The following is a 13,452-nucleotide window of genomic DNA, read 5'->3' as shown; positions in this document are numbered from 1 at the left end:
CGGGGGATGATCCTCCGCCTTTTTCATTTGATCAGGGCCAGCGGACTTCCGGCGGCATGCTCATCAGGATCGCCTCGGTATTTCCACCGGTGCGCAGGCCGAACAGCGTGCCGCGATCATGCAGCAGGTTGAACTCCACATAGCGGCCGCGTCTGACCAGCTGGTGATGGCGCTCGGCCTCGGTCCATGGGCGCTCCATCCGGCGGCGCACGATGGCGGGATAGACATTCAGAAACGCCTCCCCGACATCGCGGGTAAAGTGGAAGTCTTCCTCGGCATTGCCGGTGTTGTGGTGATCGAAGAAAATACCGCCTACACCACGTGGCTCCCCCCGGTGCGGCAGGAAGAAATATTCGTCGCACCATTGCTTGAATTTCGGATACAGCGCCGGGTCATGCGCATCGCAGGCAGCGCGATAGGAAGCGTGGAAGCTTTCCCGGTCTTCCGCCGTTTCCGGTGTGTCCAGAAACATCGGCGTCAGATCGCCGCCACCGCCGAACCAGCCTTTGGTCGTTACCAGCATGCGGGTGTTCATGTGCACTGCCGGCACATGCGGGCTGCGCATATGCGCCACCAGACTGATCCCGCTGGCCCAGAAACGCGGATCATGCTCCGCGCCCGGAATCTGGCGTCGGAAATCCTCACTGAACTCTCCCCAGACGGTAGAGACGTTCACACCGACTTTCTCGAACACGCGGCCGCGCATGACACTCATCACCCCACCCCCGCCGGGGCTCCCATCAGAGGTAGGGCGGTCCCAGGGCTGCCGCTCGAACCGGCCCGGCGGCAGATCGCCGAACGGGGCGGCGGGGGGCAGATCATCCTCGATGGCTTCAAACGCGGCACAGATCCGGTCACGCAGGGATTCGAACCAGAGCCTTGCCGCCGATTTCAGATGTTCGTGGGGGGGGGCTGTAACGGTATCGGTCATGCTGGCAGCGTCCTCATATGCTCTGGATAATAGGCATCCGGCCTTCTTGCTCCCAAAGGGGTCGCATGGCGGAGAGCCGGCGGCAAGACGGTAGAATCACCTACGCAGGAGGAACTCTGCCCAGATTCTGAGCCACCACCCATTGTCTGCCCCCCTGTCGACAGAAGAGAATTTTTGCCGTGTGCGGTTGATTCCAGCGGCCTTTGCCCCCTAACACGAGGCGCACCGTGGCGGATACGCCCGGTATTACATCCTGCGGGACGGGGGGCATTATTATGGCAGAGCGTATTCAGCCGGTTATCGGCATCATCGGCGGCTCCGGGCTGTATGACATTGACGGTCTGGAGAACAAGGAATGGCGCCGGGTGGAGACCCCCTGGGGGCTGCCTTCGGATGATCTTCTGTTCGGCACTCTGGATGGCGTGCAATGCGTGTTCCTGCCCCGTCATGGCCGCGGGCATCGCCTCTCGCCGAGCCATCTGAACTACCGTGCCAATATAGATGCGATGAAGCGCGCCGGTTGTACCGATATTCTGTCTCTGTCCGCGGTCGGGAGCCTGAAAAAGAAGCTGCCGCCCGGACATTTTGTGATCGTCGATCAATTCATTGATCGCAGCTTTGCCCGTGAAAAAAGCTTTTTCGGTGATGGCTGTGTGGCCCATGTCTCTGTGGCTGATCCGGTCTGCCCGCGTATCGGCGATGTGGTGGAGCAGGCGGCAAAGCGCCTTTCGCTGCCTTATGCGCGTGGCGGCACCTATCTGGTCATGGAAGGGCCGCAATTCTCTACGCGGGCAGAGAGCGAGCTGTACCGGTCCTGGGGATGCAGCGTGATCGGCATGACCAACATGCCGGAAGCCAAACTCGCCCGTGAGGCGGAGATGTGTTACGCCACTGTCGCGATGGTGACCGATTATGATTGCTGGCATGAGGATCATGATCATGTCACGGTCGATGCGGTGATCCGTGTTCTGCGCGGCAATGCCGAAAAGGCGCGTGCGCTGGTGCAGGCGGTGGTGCCGGTGCTGGGGCAGGAGCGTGGGCCGTGTGAAGCCGGATGTGACCGTGCGCTGGATTTCGCGATCACCACACCGGAAGATCATCGGGATCCCGCCCTGATGGCAAAGCTGGATGCCGTCGCGGGTCGCATGCTCCGCGCTGCCTGAGCCGGAGACTGTTCGGAAAACTGGAAAAGGCCGGGGTGTATGCCCGGCCTTTTTTGTATGAAAATTACTTGCTGGCAGGTGGGGTTCTGGGGGTGCTTCCTGTTTCGTCATTGCCACCCTGTTTCAGGGAAGCCAGAGCAGCACGAAGCAGGGCCGGATTATCGGTCAGAGCTTTTTTCACCATCTTGTTGATAGTGGCCTGATCGGGAGCAGCTGCATTCCGCCGTGCATTTTGCGCATTCACGCTCTTCAGGATGTCTTCCTTGATGCTGGCTGCAAAATGCGAGACCTCCGAGTTCATGGCGGATCGAGGATCAACCATGTCCTGACTCATACTCCGGTGCTCACTGTTCAATGTTTCCATTTGGTGAGAAAGGCTGGAAATTTCATTATGCAGACTGTCGTAATTGGAAGACACCTCTCTCCTCAGATTGGAAATGGACTCAGATGTCTGATGGGACAGATCATCAACGCTCCGCTGGACAGATGCCAGATCACTATGGCTGACGGTGTCCTCTGCCCGCGCTATGCCCGGCAGGATGGGGAGCGATGAAAATGCTGCGGCTGCAAATGCCGCGAGACTGCGTGACGATATACGCATGGGTCATCCTGTTGAAAACGAAACGATGTGTTGTGCCTTCGTTTCATTTCGCCAGTATGTATGCCCTTACGGCAAAAACATGTCGGAGGCAGGGCGTGTTCATGGCAGCCCATCTATGATGCCGATGGCACCGCGCTGTTCGGAAGATGAACGGGCGCAGTGCCAATGCGGCAATCAGTCAAGCCGTCAGATCCGGCCCATCAGCAGCAGGATAATGACAACCAGCAGCACCAACCCCAGTCCTCCGGAAGGGAAGTAACCCCAGCCGGAGCTGTAGCCCCATGTCGGCAGCGCACCGACGAGAAGCAGGATCAGGATGATGAGGAGAATGGTGCTCATGGCGCGTATGTTCTTCCTTTTGCAGCCTGTTGGATCGTAATGACGACCGGATGTTGTGACGGGGATCCGTCATGCCTCAACGTAATGCCGCCATTTTCGTTGCGTGGCTGAAGTGTCATCGGCCATGAAATCGGTCAGAAATTTGGGGCCTGTGGGAAAAATGGGGCCTGATATGGCTGAGATCATCAATTTACGGACTGTCCGCAAACGGATGATGAAGGAGCAGAAAGCCGGGGAGGCAGCGCGCCGCCGTGTTCTGTTCGGACGCCCGGTCGCGGAAAAGGCCCGGGATGCGCAGCAGGAAGCGCGTCGTCAGGCCCTGCTGGATGGGGCAAGGCTGGCGTGCGATCCGCAAGGGACGGACGAGGATAGCGAATAACCCGCCCTGTCCTGATCACCCGCCCTGTCCTGATCAATCGACGTTGGGTGTTTCCGCGCAGACATCGACCCATTCCGCATTGGTCAGGATGGCCAGCCGTTCCGGAGCGATCCGTACTGCGCTGTTGGGGGAACCCGCCGCAGGCAGAACCTCTGCAAAGCCAAGAAGAGAGCGGTCACAATACACCGGCAGAGACTGACTCAGTCCAAAAGGGCAGACACCGCCGATCGGATGACCAGTCACCGGCTCCACGTCTTCCAACGGCAGCATACGCGGCTTGCCGCCAAAGCGGGTGCGTATCTTGCGGTTATCCAGCCGCGCATCGCCGCGTGCGACGAGAATAAGGGTCTGTCCTCCCACAAGGAATGCCAATGTTTTGGCGATCTGGCCTGGCTCTACACCGAAGGCTGCGGCGGCTTGTGCAACAGTTGCGGTGCTGTCCGGCATTTCCAGAATCTGGATGTCGGGAGCGTGAGCAGCCAGAAAAGCACGGACGCTGGCGAGGCTCATGATCACCCGTTGTCTGGAATGTGGTGATGCCGGTAATCGTCCAACAGATCGCCCAGCGTCTGTTCCAACGCAATACGAGGCACCCAACCCAGCACAGAGCGCGCCAGCGTGGCATTGCCTTCCGCATGGGGAATATCGGCGGGGCGGAGTCTGGACGGGTCTGTTTCGGTGCGGATGGAAGCCCGGCTCCGGCTCAGCAGCCGGTCCAGCAGATCACCAATCCGGTGGGAGGTACCGGAAGCGATATTGAAAATCGGCGCCTGTTTGCTGCCGGGGGGAACCAGCCGGTCGGCATGGGTCAGCATGTTGACATAGGCCGCGCAGACATCGCGCACATCCAGAAAATCGCGCCAGCTATCCAGATTGCCGACGGAGATGAGCGGAGGGCGCCGTCCGGCCTCGATGGCTGCAATCTGGGCGGCAAAGGCCGGCAGGACGAAATCCTCGCTCTGACCGGGGCCGGTATGGTTGAAAGGGCGGGCACGGATGACCCGCAGCCCTTCGCCGGCCAGCGCCCCCAGTGCCAGATCGGCAGCGGCCTTGGTCGCGCCATACAGGTTCATCGGCGCAGGGGGGGCGTTTTCATCGAGCGGAATACCGCTGCGGAACGAGGCTCCATACAGATCCGCCGTCGAGACATACAGCAGCACGCAGCCCGGCACATGCTTCAGGATCGCATTGGCCAGACCCAGTGAGCCATGGAGATTGACCTTCCATGCGGCATCCGGGTTCTGACGGACGATCACAGGTGCGGCAATGGCAGCGAGATGGATGCAGGCATCCGGCTGGAAAGCGGCGATGCGTGCCTCCAGCGCGACGGTATCGGTGATGTCGAAGCCGTCAGACAGACGCGGAGCATCGAACACGGCCTGCGGGAAAGACTGCCGTAATATCGGCAGCAGATGCGACCCGACAAACCCCCCGGAACCGGTGACCAGAATCCGGGCTATTCCCGTCATGGAGGTCAGGCCCATCCCTGCCCAAACCGTGCAAAGGATGCCGCCAGCGTGGCATAGACCGGGCGCTTGAATTCGGGCGCAAGGGCAGGAAGCTCTTCCAGCTTTGCCCAGCGCCAGGCGTCGAATTCGATATGCGGGTCGGCATCCAGACGAATATCAGCCTCCGTGCCGAGGAAACGCAGCGCGTACCAGCGTTGTCGCTGCCCACGAAACCGCCCGCCCAGCGCACGGCCAAGCAAATGATCGGGCAGATCATACGCGATCCAGTCCGGATGCTCGCCGATGATTTCAGCGTGATCGGTGCCGATTTCTTCTTTCAATTCCCGTAGCACGGCGGTGTGTGGATCCTCACCGGGATCAATGCCACCCTGCGGCATCTGCCACACTGTTTCCGAGACATGGGCCAGATCGGCGCGTCGTGCGACCAGCACGCGCCCGTCCGGCGCGAACAGGGCCGCGCCGACATTGGGGCGATAGGGAAGCCTCTCCCGCAAGGCGGAGAGTGCTTCCGGCGAGGTTTTCGTCATGACCGGCACAGACTCCTTCAGTTCGCCTTACCGGATTTGGCGTCGCCCGCATTGGAATCGCTGCTCTGGCCAGCTTTCTGTTGGGCCATCGCCTTTACCACCTCAATGGCTTCATGCAGCTGGAAATCGGTATCCGGCTTGGCGGGATCGAATTTCGGCCAGTTTTCCGGCGGCAGGGTCGGCACATTATGCACCATCGCGGGCATATCGGTGCGTGGCGCGGCCTTGTCGGTGGTGCCGCCGCTATTGGTGATGGCATGGTTCAGATCGGCCTCACGGTCGGGCAGGAAATGCGGCTCCTCGGTCCGGGTGAAAGCGACCGGCACGTCTGGCTGGATACCCAGACCCTGAATGGAGCGCCCGGAAGGTGTGTAGTAACGCGCGGTGGTCAGGCGCATCGCGCCGTTGCCCGGCAGCGGAATCACAGTCTGCACGGAGCCTTTGCCGAAGGTACGGGTACCGAGGATGATGGCGCGGTGATGGTCCTGCAACGCGCCGCTGACGATCTCGCTGGCAGAGGCGGACCCCCCATTTGTCAGCACCACCACCGGCAGACCGCCAGTAATGTCGCCTTCCTTGGCATTCCAGCGATTACTGTCTTCCGTATGACGGGCGCGGGTGGAAACGATCTCGCCATGGTTCAGGAAATCGTCGGAGACCGCGACCGCCTGATCCAGCAGACCGCCCGGATTGTTGCGCAGATCGAGGATGACGCCGCGCAGTTTGCCGCCTGCCTGCTTCTGGAGCTTGGTGAAGGCGGCACGCAGCGCTGGGTCGCTCTGCTCATTGAACTGGGTCAGCCGAATATAGGCGATGTTGCCTGCCTCCAGACGGTCTTTCACCACCTGAATATGGATGACTTCCCGCGTCAGGGTCACGTTGATGGGTTTGTCGACATTGGCGCGCTTGATGGTCAGCTTGATGCTGCTGCCCGGAGCACCACGCATTTTATCGACTGCCTCGTTCAGGGTCAGGCCCTGTACTGAATGGCCGTCAATGGTCAGGATCAGATCGCCTGCCTTGATTCCGGCGCGGCTGGCGGGGGTATCGTCGATCGGGCTGATGACTTTGACGAAGCCGTTATCCTGCGTCACTTCCAGCCCAAGCCCGCCGAATTCTCCATGCGTCTGGACCTGCATGTCACGGAATGCCTTGGCATTCATGTAGGAGCTGTGCGGATCGAGGCCGGTCAGCATGCCGTTGATGGCATTTTCGATCAGATCCTTATCCTTGACCGGCTCCACATACTCGGCCCGGATGCGCTCGAACACATCGCCGAACAGGGTCAGCAGGCGATAGGTGTCACTGCTGTCGCTTTCTTCCGCGAAGGCGGATGCGATTCCGGCATGCCGGGCAATGAGTGTCGATGCAGGCCCTGCACCGACGCCAGCAAGGAAGGCAGCGCCGATCATCAGGCCGGTGCGGAATTTCATGTCCGTGTTTCCTCTGGGCCACCCCTGCGCAGGGTCAGCCGTGATTCAGTCAGTCTCTGTGTGACAGCTTGCCGCGTCATCAGCGCCCTCGCAACCATGGGCGAGGGTCTATTGCCGAACCTTCATGTCTCAACTCCACATAAAGTTGGGGCCGGGCGGCTGCGGAGGCTGCCGGATCCCATCCTGCCATCTGCCCGATCGGCTCCCCCGGTGCTACATGCCGCCCCACGCTGGCATCCAGTTTTTCCATGCCTGCCAACACGAAATGATAGCGCCGCCCGCAATCCAGAATGACCAGCTGGCCATAGCTGCGGAATGGACCGGCAAAGACGACCCGCCCCTCACAGGGGGCCAGCACCCGGGCTTGCGGTGCGGTACTGAATGTCATGCCGGAAGCGCTGCCGCCAGCTTCTGACGGGGCACCGAAGGTACGCACCAGCGTACCCGCCACCGGCATGCCGCCGGTACCTGATCGACCGGAAGGAGGAGGGGAGGCAGTCTGTTCGCTCAAGCCTGGTCCTGCTGGTGCGGCGATTTCGGCCTCTTTTTGACGGGCCTGATCGGCGGCCTGCTGCTGTCTGGCCTTTTCGGCGCGTCTTGCTTCGGCGGCTGCTTTTGCTTCCTCCTGCCGGCGGGCTTCTTCCAGCCGGGCAATGACATCCCGCAGCGAATCGGCTTTCTGTGCCGAGGCTGCCGCCTGCTGTGCGGCCTCGGCGGCGGCATTGCGGGCGGAGCGGATTTCAGAGCGGATAGAGGCCAGTTTTTCATCCAGAGTGTGGGCCTCGGTTTTCTGCCGCGCCTGAGCCTCGGCCAGGGTGGACGCTTCTTTCCGGATGGAAGCGGCGAGTGCATCCACTTTGGCCCGTTCGGCACGCAAAGCCTGAGCGCTTTCTTCCAGCTGGCGGCTCAGCCCCTGCAACACCAACAGACCACGCAGGGCGCGTTCGGGCGGCTCCGGCACTGCCAGCAAGGTCTCCGCCGGATAAAGCGACAACCGTTCGATCAGCGGCAGCATCGGGGCGAGATCGGCGGCGCGGGCGGCAAGGGTTTTTTCTGCTGCCTGTCGTTGCCGGGCCAGATCGGCCATGCGATCCGCAATGGCGGCGACGGCTTCGTCGGCCTCACGGAGGTGTATGGCGGCAGCGGCGCGGGCCTCCGCGATTTTGGCCTCCTGCTGCGCGGCGATGGCGGCTTCCTGCTCGGCCCGTTTGCGGGCGGCCTCCTGCCTGGCGCGCTCATGCTCGGCACGGTTGAGCGCTGCCTGAGCCTGTTCCGGGCTGGCCGGGGAGGTGCCAGCGGGGGTGCCAGAGGGTGGGGCCGTATGGGCAGGGGAGCGCCGTTTTACCGCCAGAGCCGGCCCATACGGCATCATGGCGATTATGCAGGCCGTCACCAGGGCGGGCAGTATACCAGACCATTTCTGGTACCACCCCGCCCGGCAGGAGGCGAGGGCAGAGGCTGACTCTTTCCGGTCCTGCGTCAAGCCAGAAGAGACTGGCCCGTCATCTCGGGCGGCTGTGGCAGTTGCATCAGGTCCAGCAGGGTGGGCGCAATATCGGCAAGCTTGCCGCTGGTCAGGCGTCGCGTACCGATGGGTGCCGAGGAATCATACAGCAAAGCGGGCACAAGATTGGTGGTGTGCGCCGTGTGCGGGCCGCCTGTATCAGGGTCGCGCATCAATTCGCAATTGCCATGATCGGCGGTCACGAACAAGGCGCCTCCGACCGCCGTGATGGCGTCCACGATTCGGCCAAGTCCGGTATCCACCGTTTCCACAGCGCGGATCGCGGCTTCCAGACTGCCGGTGTGGCCGACCATATCAGGATTGGCGAAATTCAGCACGATCAGATCGTACTGCCCGCTGCCGATGGCGGTGACGGCTTTTTCAGTCAGCTCCGGCGCCGACATTTCCGGCTTCAGATCATAGGTCGCAACTTTGGGGGAGGGGACCATGATCCGATCCTCGTTCTCCAGTACTTCTTCCTCGCCGCCATTGAGGAAGTAGGTGACATGCGGGTATTTCTCGGTCTCCGCCATGCGTAGTTGCCGCTTGCCCGCCGCCGAGACGACATGACCCAGCAGATTGGTCATTTCCTGAAATGGAAACAGCGTCTGCATCAGGGATTCAAGCTCGGTGCTGTAGCGTGTCATGCCCAGCGCGCCGGAGAAATGCAGGAAGCGGGGACGCTCAAAGCCCTGAAACGCAGGGTCGAGCAGCGCGGTCAGCAATTCCCGTACCCGGTCGGAACGAAAATTGAAGCAGAGCAAGCCATCGCCGTCTTTCATTCCGGCATAGTCACCGAATACGGCCGGCCGGATGAATTCATCGGAGAATTCGCGGGCATAGGCGTCGGTAATGGCGTCACACGGATCGCTGTAGCGCTCGCCTTCGGCGTCGACCATCATGCGATAGGCTTTTTCGACCCGGTCCCAGCGATTGTCGCGATCCATGGCGTAAAATCGTCCGCACAGCGTGGCCAGTGTGGCGCCTTCCGGCAGGGCGGGCAGAAATTTGGTCAGGAAGCGTCGGGCCGAGGCGGGTGGCGTGTCGCGCCCATCGGTAAAGGCATGCACCGCCACGCGAATGCCGGCCCGCGTCAGAATCTGCGCCAGAGCGGCGCCGTGATCCTGATGCGCGTGCACACCACCATCGGAGACGAGGCCAAACAGATGGCAGGTGCCCCCTGATTGACGCAGGGCCGTGATGAAATCGCGCAGGGCGGGCAGATCGTTGACGCTGCCATCCTGCAGCGCGGCATCAATCCTCGGCAGTTCCTGCATGACCACCCGGCCTGCGCCGATATTCATGTGCCCGACTTCGGAATTGCCCATCTGCCCATCCGGCAGACCGACATCAAGGCCGGATGTACGCAGGAACGTGGTCGGTGCACTGTTCCACAGCCGATCAAACGCGGGAGTACGGGCAAGCCGGATCGCATTGTCATTCCGCTCTTCACGCCAGCCCCACCCGTCGAGAATAACGAGCATGACAGGTCTGGGCGGCGGCGATGCTGACATCGGTTCGGTCTCCGGCTCTGCAGGAGGGGTAGCGGAGGCAGGCTGTCGCTTCAAGGGCAGCCAGTTATCAATATCGGGCGTGTTGATCAGTGGGGCATCGTCATTATCCGGATGGCCGCCCTGTGCGATGGTAGGGGTGATTGGTGGCGATGGCCTGCGCCCGGTAGAGCTGTTCCGCCAGCAGAGGCCGCACCAGCAGATGAGGCCAGGTCATCGGCCCGAGTGACAGCACATGATCGGCCCGATCCAGCACCGGCTGCTCCAGACCTTCCGCCCCGCCGATCATGAAGCAGACAGGCAATGGTTGTTCCCGCCAGCGCCGGGCGAGCGTGGCCAAAGCCTCACTGTCATGGGCGCGGCCGCCCAGATCCATGGCGACCACAATGCAGGCGGGGGGGAGGGCTGCCAGCAGGGCGGATGTTTCCCGCCGGCGGATTTCAGCGGTGCTGCCGCGCGCTTCCGCGATTTCCGTTACCGTCAGGGCTGGGCGCAATCGTGCGGCGTAGCGCTGGAACAGCGCTTCTTCCTCACTGCCGCGCATGCGTCCGACCGCAATGATCCGCCAGGGCGCTGTCATGGCACCAGGAGCCGCTGGTCAGGGATGGGAGGATGCCGGATCAGGCATCGCTCTCTGCATCATCCAGTTCCGCGCTCCACATTTTTTCAAGCCTGTACAGCGCACGCGCCTCCGGTTTGAACAGATGGACCACGATGTCGCCGGCGTCGATCAGCACCCAGTCGGAGCCGCCCGCACCTTCGACCGGTACGCGCCCGACTCCGGCATCGCGCAGCTTCTGTTGCAGATGCATGGCCATGGCGGAAATCTGACGATCCGCCAGCCCGGTGGCGATGATCATACGATCCGTGAAGGCGGCGCGTCCGGCAAGGTCGAGGGTCATAATGTCCTCGGCCTTGTCGTCCTCCAGACTTTCGATGATCACGGCCTGGATGGCGTCCAGTCTTTCCCTGGCCGCAACGGCCTGATCCTTTGCTTCCGGCGCTTTCGCGGCAGCGGCACGGGGGCCGGCGGCAGCAGCTTTTTTGCGGGGGGAACCGGGGCTGACCGCCATGTTCGGGGCCGTCACCGTGCGGGGGCTGGTGCGGCGGCTCTTGGATGATTCGGTACCATCCGTGATTGGCTTGCGGGCGATGGTCTTGGACTCCAGGCTGGTGACGCTGTTTACCGGATGGTCTCTACCAGAACTGCATGGCCTCGGCCATTGACGCACTCGAATGGGGCCTATCTGCTTTCCGCCGGGCCACTTTCCGCCCGCGCTGTCGAGGGTAGGCCGGTCAGGGTGTGGTTGAAGCCCGCCCGGATCTGGGTGGCGGAGAGCGGACTTTGCGGGAGACGCAGCATCATCCAGGCCGGGGGCGGCAGATCGGCCAGCAAAGGTGCCTCCCGCTCCGGACGCCGATAGCGGCGCAGGACGCTGGCCGCTTGTCCGGACAAGGCGCGTGCGGTGTAGCCTGGGCGAGGGTGAACGGCGAAAGGCCAGTCGGCGGCAATCCCACGCCAGTCCCGCCAGCGCGGGAACCCGGTCAGATTATCTGCGCCCATCAGCCAGACAAAGCGGGCGCATGGAAACAGGGTGCGCAATCTGGCAAGTGTATCGGCGGTGTAGCGTGTGCCGAGACGGCTTTCGATGGTTGTGGCAATGATATGGCGTCCATCAGCAATGGCCCGGGCAGAAGCAAGCCGGGCCGCCAGCGGTGCCATATCCTCCCCGGATTTGAGCGGATTGCCGGGGGAGACCATCAGCCACACCTGATGCAGTCGTAGCTTCTGCCGGAAATGCCGGGCAATCAACGCATGTCCGGCATGGGCTGGATTGAACGATCCACCGAGCAACCCGATCCGTATGCGCCGACGATCCCCGAATCTTGGTAATGGATCGGTCACGGGTGTGGAAGAAAAATGCGGCAAGGATCAGGGTCTGATCTGGCCGTTACCAAGCACCAGATATCGGTAGGTGGTCAGCTGCTCCGGCCCGACCGGGCCGCGTGCATGGATACGTCCGGTGGCAATCCCGATTTCGGCTCCAAACCCGAATTCTCCACCATCGCAGAACTGGGTGGAGGCATTCCACATGGCAACCGCCGATTGCACATGGGACAGAAAATACTCTGCTGCCGCCTCATCTTCGGTGATGATGGCCTCAGTATGTTCGCTGCCATGGCGGGCGATGTGAGCCAGGGCTGCGTCAATTCCATCCACGACCTTGATGGACAGAATGGCATCCAGCCATTCCGTATCGAAATCCGCATCACTGGCAGCAGGTAAACCCGGCATAATCGCACGCGCAGCGTCATCCGCGCGGAAAGTGCAGCCGAGGGCCGACAGATCCTCGACCAGAACCGGCAGTAGAGATCCCGCAATAGCCGCATCAATCAAAAGGGTTTCGGTCGCACCACAGATTCCGGTGCGTCGCATTTTTGCATTCGCCAGTATGGAACGGGCTTTTTCACGATCGGCTGCCTTATGGATATAGGTGTGACACAGCCCTTCCGCATGCGCCAGAACGGGAACTCTGGCCTCTTTCTGCACACGCTCGACCAGCGATTTGCCGCCGCGTGGAATAATGAGGTCCAGTACCTGATTGCCTGCCAGCATCGCCGCGACATAAGCACGGTCGGTGTCGGGAGCAATCTGCACGGCCTCTTCCGGTAATCCCGCCTTGCGCAGGCCGGCCTGCATGGCCTTATGAATGGCGCGTGCGCTATGCTGACTTTCGGACCCGCCGCGCAGCAGCACAGCATTGCCTGATTTAATGGCGATGCCTGCCGCGTCCGCCCCGACATTCGGGCGGCTTTCGTAAATCATACCGATCACGCCGATCGGCGCCGCAATACGACGGATCCGCAGTCCGTTCGGGCGTTCCCATTCCGACAACACGCGGGAGAGCGGGTCAGGAAGATCGGCAATCTGTTCCAGCCCGTCAGCCATAGCGGCAACGCGCGATCTGGTCAGGGTTAAACGGTCACGGAACGCAGCGCTGGCATTGGAGCGTTCAAGGTCAATGGCATTGGCAGCCAGTATGGCGGCTTCCTCATCACGCAGAGCCGATGCCGCCTGACGAAGAGCATTCTGCCTTGCCTCATGTGGCACCCGGGCCAGCACGGAAGAAGCCATGCGTGCAGAGCGGCCTGCTTGTGCGATCCATTGCTGTGCTGTTTCCGATACGCCATCAAGCATTGCTTCAAGTTCCGTTATGCAACGACTGGTTATATTCAGCTCATTTTTTTGTTCGGTTGCAAGAATGCACAGCAAAACAATGCGAGGATTTAATTAGCGCTCGGGCCGGAAAGCAACCATGCTGTCTGACCAGAAGACACAGGCTGACGCCCTATCGTTCATGATACTGCGCACAAGCCTGACAAACGGAGGCGCTGATGGCCATGCATACAAAAAGTCTGGATGAAGAGCATGTTTATGAAACGGCACTCTATACCCTCCGCAATGTCGAAAAGCTGCTTGCATTTCTTCCCGTGCCTTTGACACGAGAGCTGATACAGGCGGCCTTGATGGCGTTGAAGGAGGAATGTGTCGTGGAATCGAAGGAGATCATGGAATATCACTGATAATTGATCT

Annotated in this window: 16 protein-coding genes; 3 read left to right on the top strand and 13 right to left on the bottom strand. The window is 61.4% G+C overall.

Annotated features, from left to right (window positions below; translation table 11 throughout):
- Positions 1–31: 31 nt before the first annotated feature.
- On the bottom strand, positions 32–931 hold the full coding sequence (gene hemF, locus GBCGDNIH1_RS21100) for an oxygen-dependent coproporphyrinogen oxidase (protein WP_011632424.1): 900 nt from the start codon (positions 929–931) through the stop codon (positions 32–34).
- A 275-nt stretch (positions 932–1,206) separates the two neighbouring features.
- Between hemF and GBCGDNIH1_RS21095 the strand changes: the two genes are divergently transcribed.
- Positions 1,207–2,094 carry an S-methyl-5'-thioadenosine phosphorylase gene (locus GBCGDNIH1_RS21095; protein WP_025318694.1) on the top strand — a complete coding sequence of 296 codons (888 nt, stop codon included), beginning with the start codon at positions 1,207–1,209 and terminating at the stop codon, positions 2,092–2,094.
- Between the two features lie 64 nt (positions 2,095–2,158).
- Here the strand turns inward: GBCGDNIH1_RS21095 and GBCGDNIH1_RS24885 are convergent, their stop codons facing one another.
- Positions 2,159–2,428, bottom strand: coding sequence for a hypothetical protein (locus tag GBCGDNIH1_RS24885; protein ID WP_125911031.1), 270 nt, complete (start codon positions 2,426–2,428; stop codon positions 2,159–2,161).
- Between the two features lie 453 nt (positions 2,429–2,881).
- A complete protein-coding gene (locus GBCGDNIH1_RS21085; RefSeq protein WP_011632421.1) occupies positions 2,882–3,034 on the bottom strand; it encodes a DUF3309 family protein in 153 nt (50 codons plus the stop codon).
- Between the two features lie 172 nt (positions 3,035–3,206).
- Between GBCGDNIH1_RS21085 and GBCGDNIH1_RS21080 the strand changes: the two genes are divergently transcribed.
- Positions 3,207–3,413 carry a DUF4169 family protein gene (locus GBCGDNIH1_RS21080; RefSeq protein WP_043454224.1) on the top strand — a complete coding sequence of 69 codons (207 nt, stop codon included), beginning with the start codon at positions 3,207–3,209 and terminating at the stop codon, positions 3,411–3,413.
- Between the two features lie 33 nt (positions 3,414–3,446).
- Here the strand turns inward: GBCGDNIH1_RS21080 and GBCGDNIH1_RS21075 are convergent, their stop codons facing one another.
- The 10 genes from GBCGDNIH1_RS21075 to GBCGDNIH1_RS21030 all read right to left on the bottom strand — a co-directional run bounded on the left by GBCGDNIH1_RS21075 (position 3,447) and on the right by GBCGDNIH1_RS21030 (position 13,056).
- Positions 3,447–3,923, bottom strand: a complete 477-nt coding sequence (locus GBCGDNIH1_RS21075; protein WP_025320251.1) for a YbaK/EbsC family protein — start codon at positions 3,921–3,923, stop codon at positions 3,447–3,449.
- A gap of 2 nt (positions 3,924–3,925) precedes the next feature.
- Positions 3,926–4,882 carry a GDP-mannose 4,6-dehydratase gene (locus GBCGDNIH1_RS21070; protein ID WP_025318697.1) on the bottom strand — a complete coding sequence of 319 codons (957 nt, stop codon included), beginning with the start codon at positions 4,880–4,882 and terminating at the stop codon, positions 3,926–3,928.
- A gap of 5 nt (positions 4,883–4,887) precedes the next feature.
- Positions 4,888–5,409 carry an RNA pyrophosphohydrolase gene (locus GBCGDNIH1_RS21065; RefSeq protein WP_025318698.1) on the bottom strand — a complete coding sequence of 174 codons (522 nt, stop codon included), beginning with the start codon at positions 5,407–5,409 and terminating at the stop codon, positions 4,888–4,890.
- Between the two features lie 17 nt (positions 5,410–5,426).
- The gene (locus tag GBCGDNIH1_RS21060) at positions 5,427–6,842 is read right to left on the bottom strand and encodes a S41 family peptidase (RefSeq protein WP_011632416.1); all 1,416 of its coding nucleotides are present in this window, start codon (positions 6,840–6,842) and stop codon (positions 5,427–5,429) included.
- 79 nt (positions 6,843–6,921) lie between these two features.
- Positions 6,922–8,214: a murein hydrolase activator EnvC family protein gene (locus tag GBCGDNIH1_RS21055; RefSeq protein ID WP_050748454.1), complete on the bottom strand. Its 1,293-nt coding sequence runs from the start codon at positions 8,212–8,214 to the stop codon at positions 6,922–6,924.
- A 107-nt stretch (positions 8,215–8,321) separates the two neighbouring features.
- A complete protein-coding gene (gpmI, locus tag GBCGDNIH1_RS21050) occupies positions 8,322–9,860 on the bottom strand; it encodes a 2,3-bisphosphoglycerate-independent phosphoglycerate mutase (protein WP_043452960.1) in 1,539 nt (512 codons plus the stop codon).
- Between the two features lie 103 nt (positions 9,861–9,963).
- On the bottom strand, positions 9,964–10,437 hold the full coding sequence (locus GBCGDNIH1_RS21045) for a 23S rRNA (pseudouridine(1915)-N(3))-methyltransferase RlmH (RefSeq protein ID WP_011632413.1): 474 nt from the start codon (positions 10,435–10,437) through the stop codon (positions 9,964–9,966).
- Positions 10,438–10,477: 40 nt separating this feature from the next.
- Positions 10,478–10,930, bottom strand: a complete 453-nt coding sequence (rsfS, locus tag GBCGDNIH1_RS21040; RefSeq protein WP_025318702.1) for a ribosome silencing factor — start codon at positions 10,928–10,930, stop codon at positions 10,478–10,480.
- A gap of 170 nt (positions 10,931–11,100) precedes the next feature.
- Positions 11,101–11,787 (bottom strand): nicotinate-nucleotide adenylyltransferase, encoded by a 687-nt coding sequence (locus GBCGDNIH1_RS21035; RefSeq protein ID WP_011632411.1) that lies wholly within the window; start codon positions 11,785–11,787, stop codon positions 11,101–11,103.
- Between the two features lie 3 nt (positions 11,788–11,790).
- Positions 11,791–13,056: a glutamate-5-semialdehyde dehydrogenase gene (locus tag GBCGDNIH1_RS21030; RefSeq protein WP_050748453.1), complete on the bottom strand. Its 1,266-nt coding sequence runs from the start codon at positions 13,054–13,056 to the stop codon at positions 11,791–11,793.
- A gap of 197 nt (positions 13,057–13,253) precedes the next feature.
- Between GBCGDNIH1_RS21030 and GBCGDNIH1_RS21025 the strand changes: the two genes are divergently transcribed.
- Entirely contained in the window at positions 13,254–13,442 is a 189-nt protein-coding gene (locus GBCGDNIH1_RS21025) for a hypothetical protein (protein WP_011632409.1), read from the top strand.
- Positions 13,443–13,452 lie beyond the last annotated feature (10 nt).

The organism is Granulibacter bethesdensis CGDNIH1, from assembly GCF_000014285.2.
Taxonomy (GTDB): Bacteria; Pseudomonadota; Alphaproteobacteria; order Acetobacterales; family Acetobacteraceae; genus Granulibacter; species Granulibacter bethesdensis.
The sequence above is the reverse complement of the archived record's forward strand: the minus strand, read 5'-3'. Positions and strand labels throughout refer to the sequence as shown.

Bases quoted from the DNA above. Each gene is read 5' to 3' on its own strand.
- hemF (WP_011632424.1), bottom strand. From the start codon at position 931: ATGACCGATACCGTTACAGCCCCCCCCCACGAACATCTGAAATCGGCG.
- GBCGDNIH1_RS21095 (WP_025318694.1), top strand. From the start codon at position 1,207: ATGGCAGAGCGTATTCAGCCGGTTATCGGCATCATCGGCGGCTCCGGG.
- GBCGDNIH1_RS24885 (WP_125911031.1), bottom strand. From the start codon at position 2,428: ATGAGTCAGGACATGGTTGATCCTCGATCCGCCATGAACTCGGAGGTC.
- GBCGDNIH1_RS21085 (WP_011632421.1), bottom strand. From the start codon at position 3,034: ATGAGCACCATTCTCCTCATCATCCTGATCCTGCTTCTCGTCGGTGCG.
- GBCGDNIH1_RS21080 (WP_043454224.1), top strand. From the start codon at position 3,207: ATGGCTGAGATCATCAATTTACGGACTGTCCGCAAACGGATGATGAAG.
- GBCGDNIH1_RS21075 (WP_025320251.1), bottom strand. From the start codon at position 3,923: ATGAGCCTCGCCAGCGTCCGTGCTTTTCTGGCTGCTCACGCTCCCGAC.
- GBCGDNIH1_RS21070 (WP_025318697.1), bottom strand. From the start codon at position 4,882: ATGACGGGAATAGCCCGGATTCTGGTCACCGGTTCCGGGGGGTTTGTC.
- GBCGDNIH1_RS21065 (WP_025318698.1), bottom strand. From the start codon at position 5,409: ATGACGAAAACCTCGCCGGAAGCACTCTCCGCCTTGCGGGAGAGGCTT.
- GBCGDNIH1_RS21060 (WP_011632416.1), bottom strand. From the start codon at position 6,842: ATGAAATTCCGCACCGGCCTGATGATCGGCGCTGCCTTCCTTGCTGGC.
- GBCGDNIH1_RS21055 (WP_050748454.1), bottom strand. From the start codon at position 8,214: ATGATGCCGTATGGGCCGGCTCTGGCGGTAAAACGGCGCTCCCCTGCC.
- gpmI (WP_043452960.1), bottom strand. From the start codon at position 9,860: ATGTCAGCATCGCCGCCGCCCAGACCTGTCATGCTCGTTATTCTCGAC.
- GBCGDNIH1_RS21045 (WP_011632413.1), bottom strand. From the start codon at position 10,437: ATGACAGCGCCCTGGCGGATCATTGCGGTCGGACGCATGCGCGGCAGT.
- rsfS (WP_025318702.1), bottom strand. From the start codon at position 10,930: ATGGCGGTCAGCCCCGGTTCCCCCCGCAAAAAAGCTGCTGCCGCCGGC.
- GBCGDNIH1_RS21030 (WP_050748453.1), bottom strand. From the start codon at position 13,056: ATGCTTGATGGCGTATCGGAAACAGCACAGCAATGGATCGCACAAGCA.
- GBCGDNIH1_RS21025 (WP_011632409.1), top strand. From the start codon at position 13,254: ATGGCCATGCATACAAAAAGTCTGGATGAAGAGCATGTTTATGAAACG.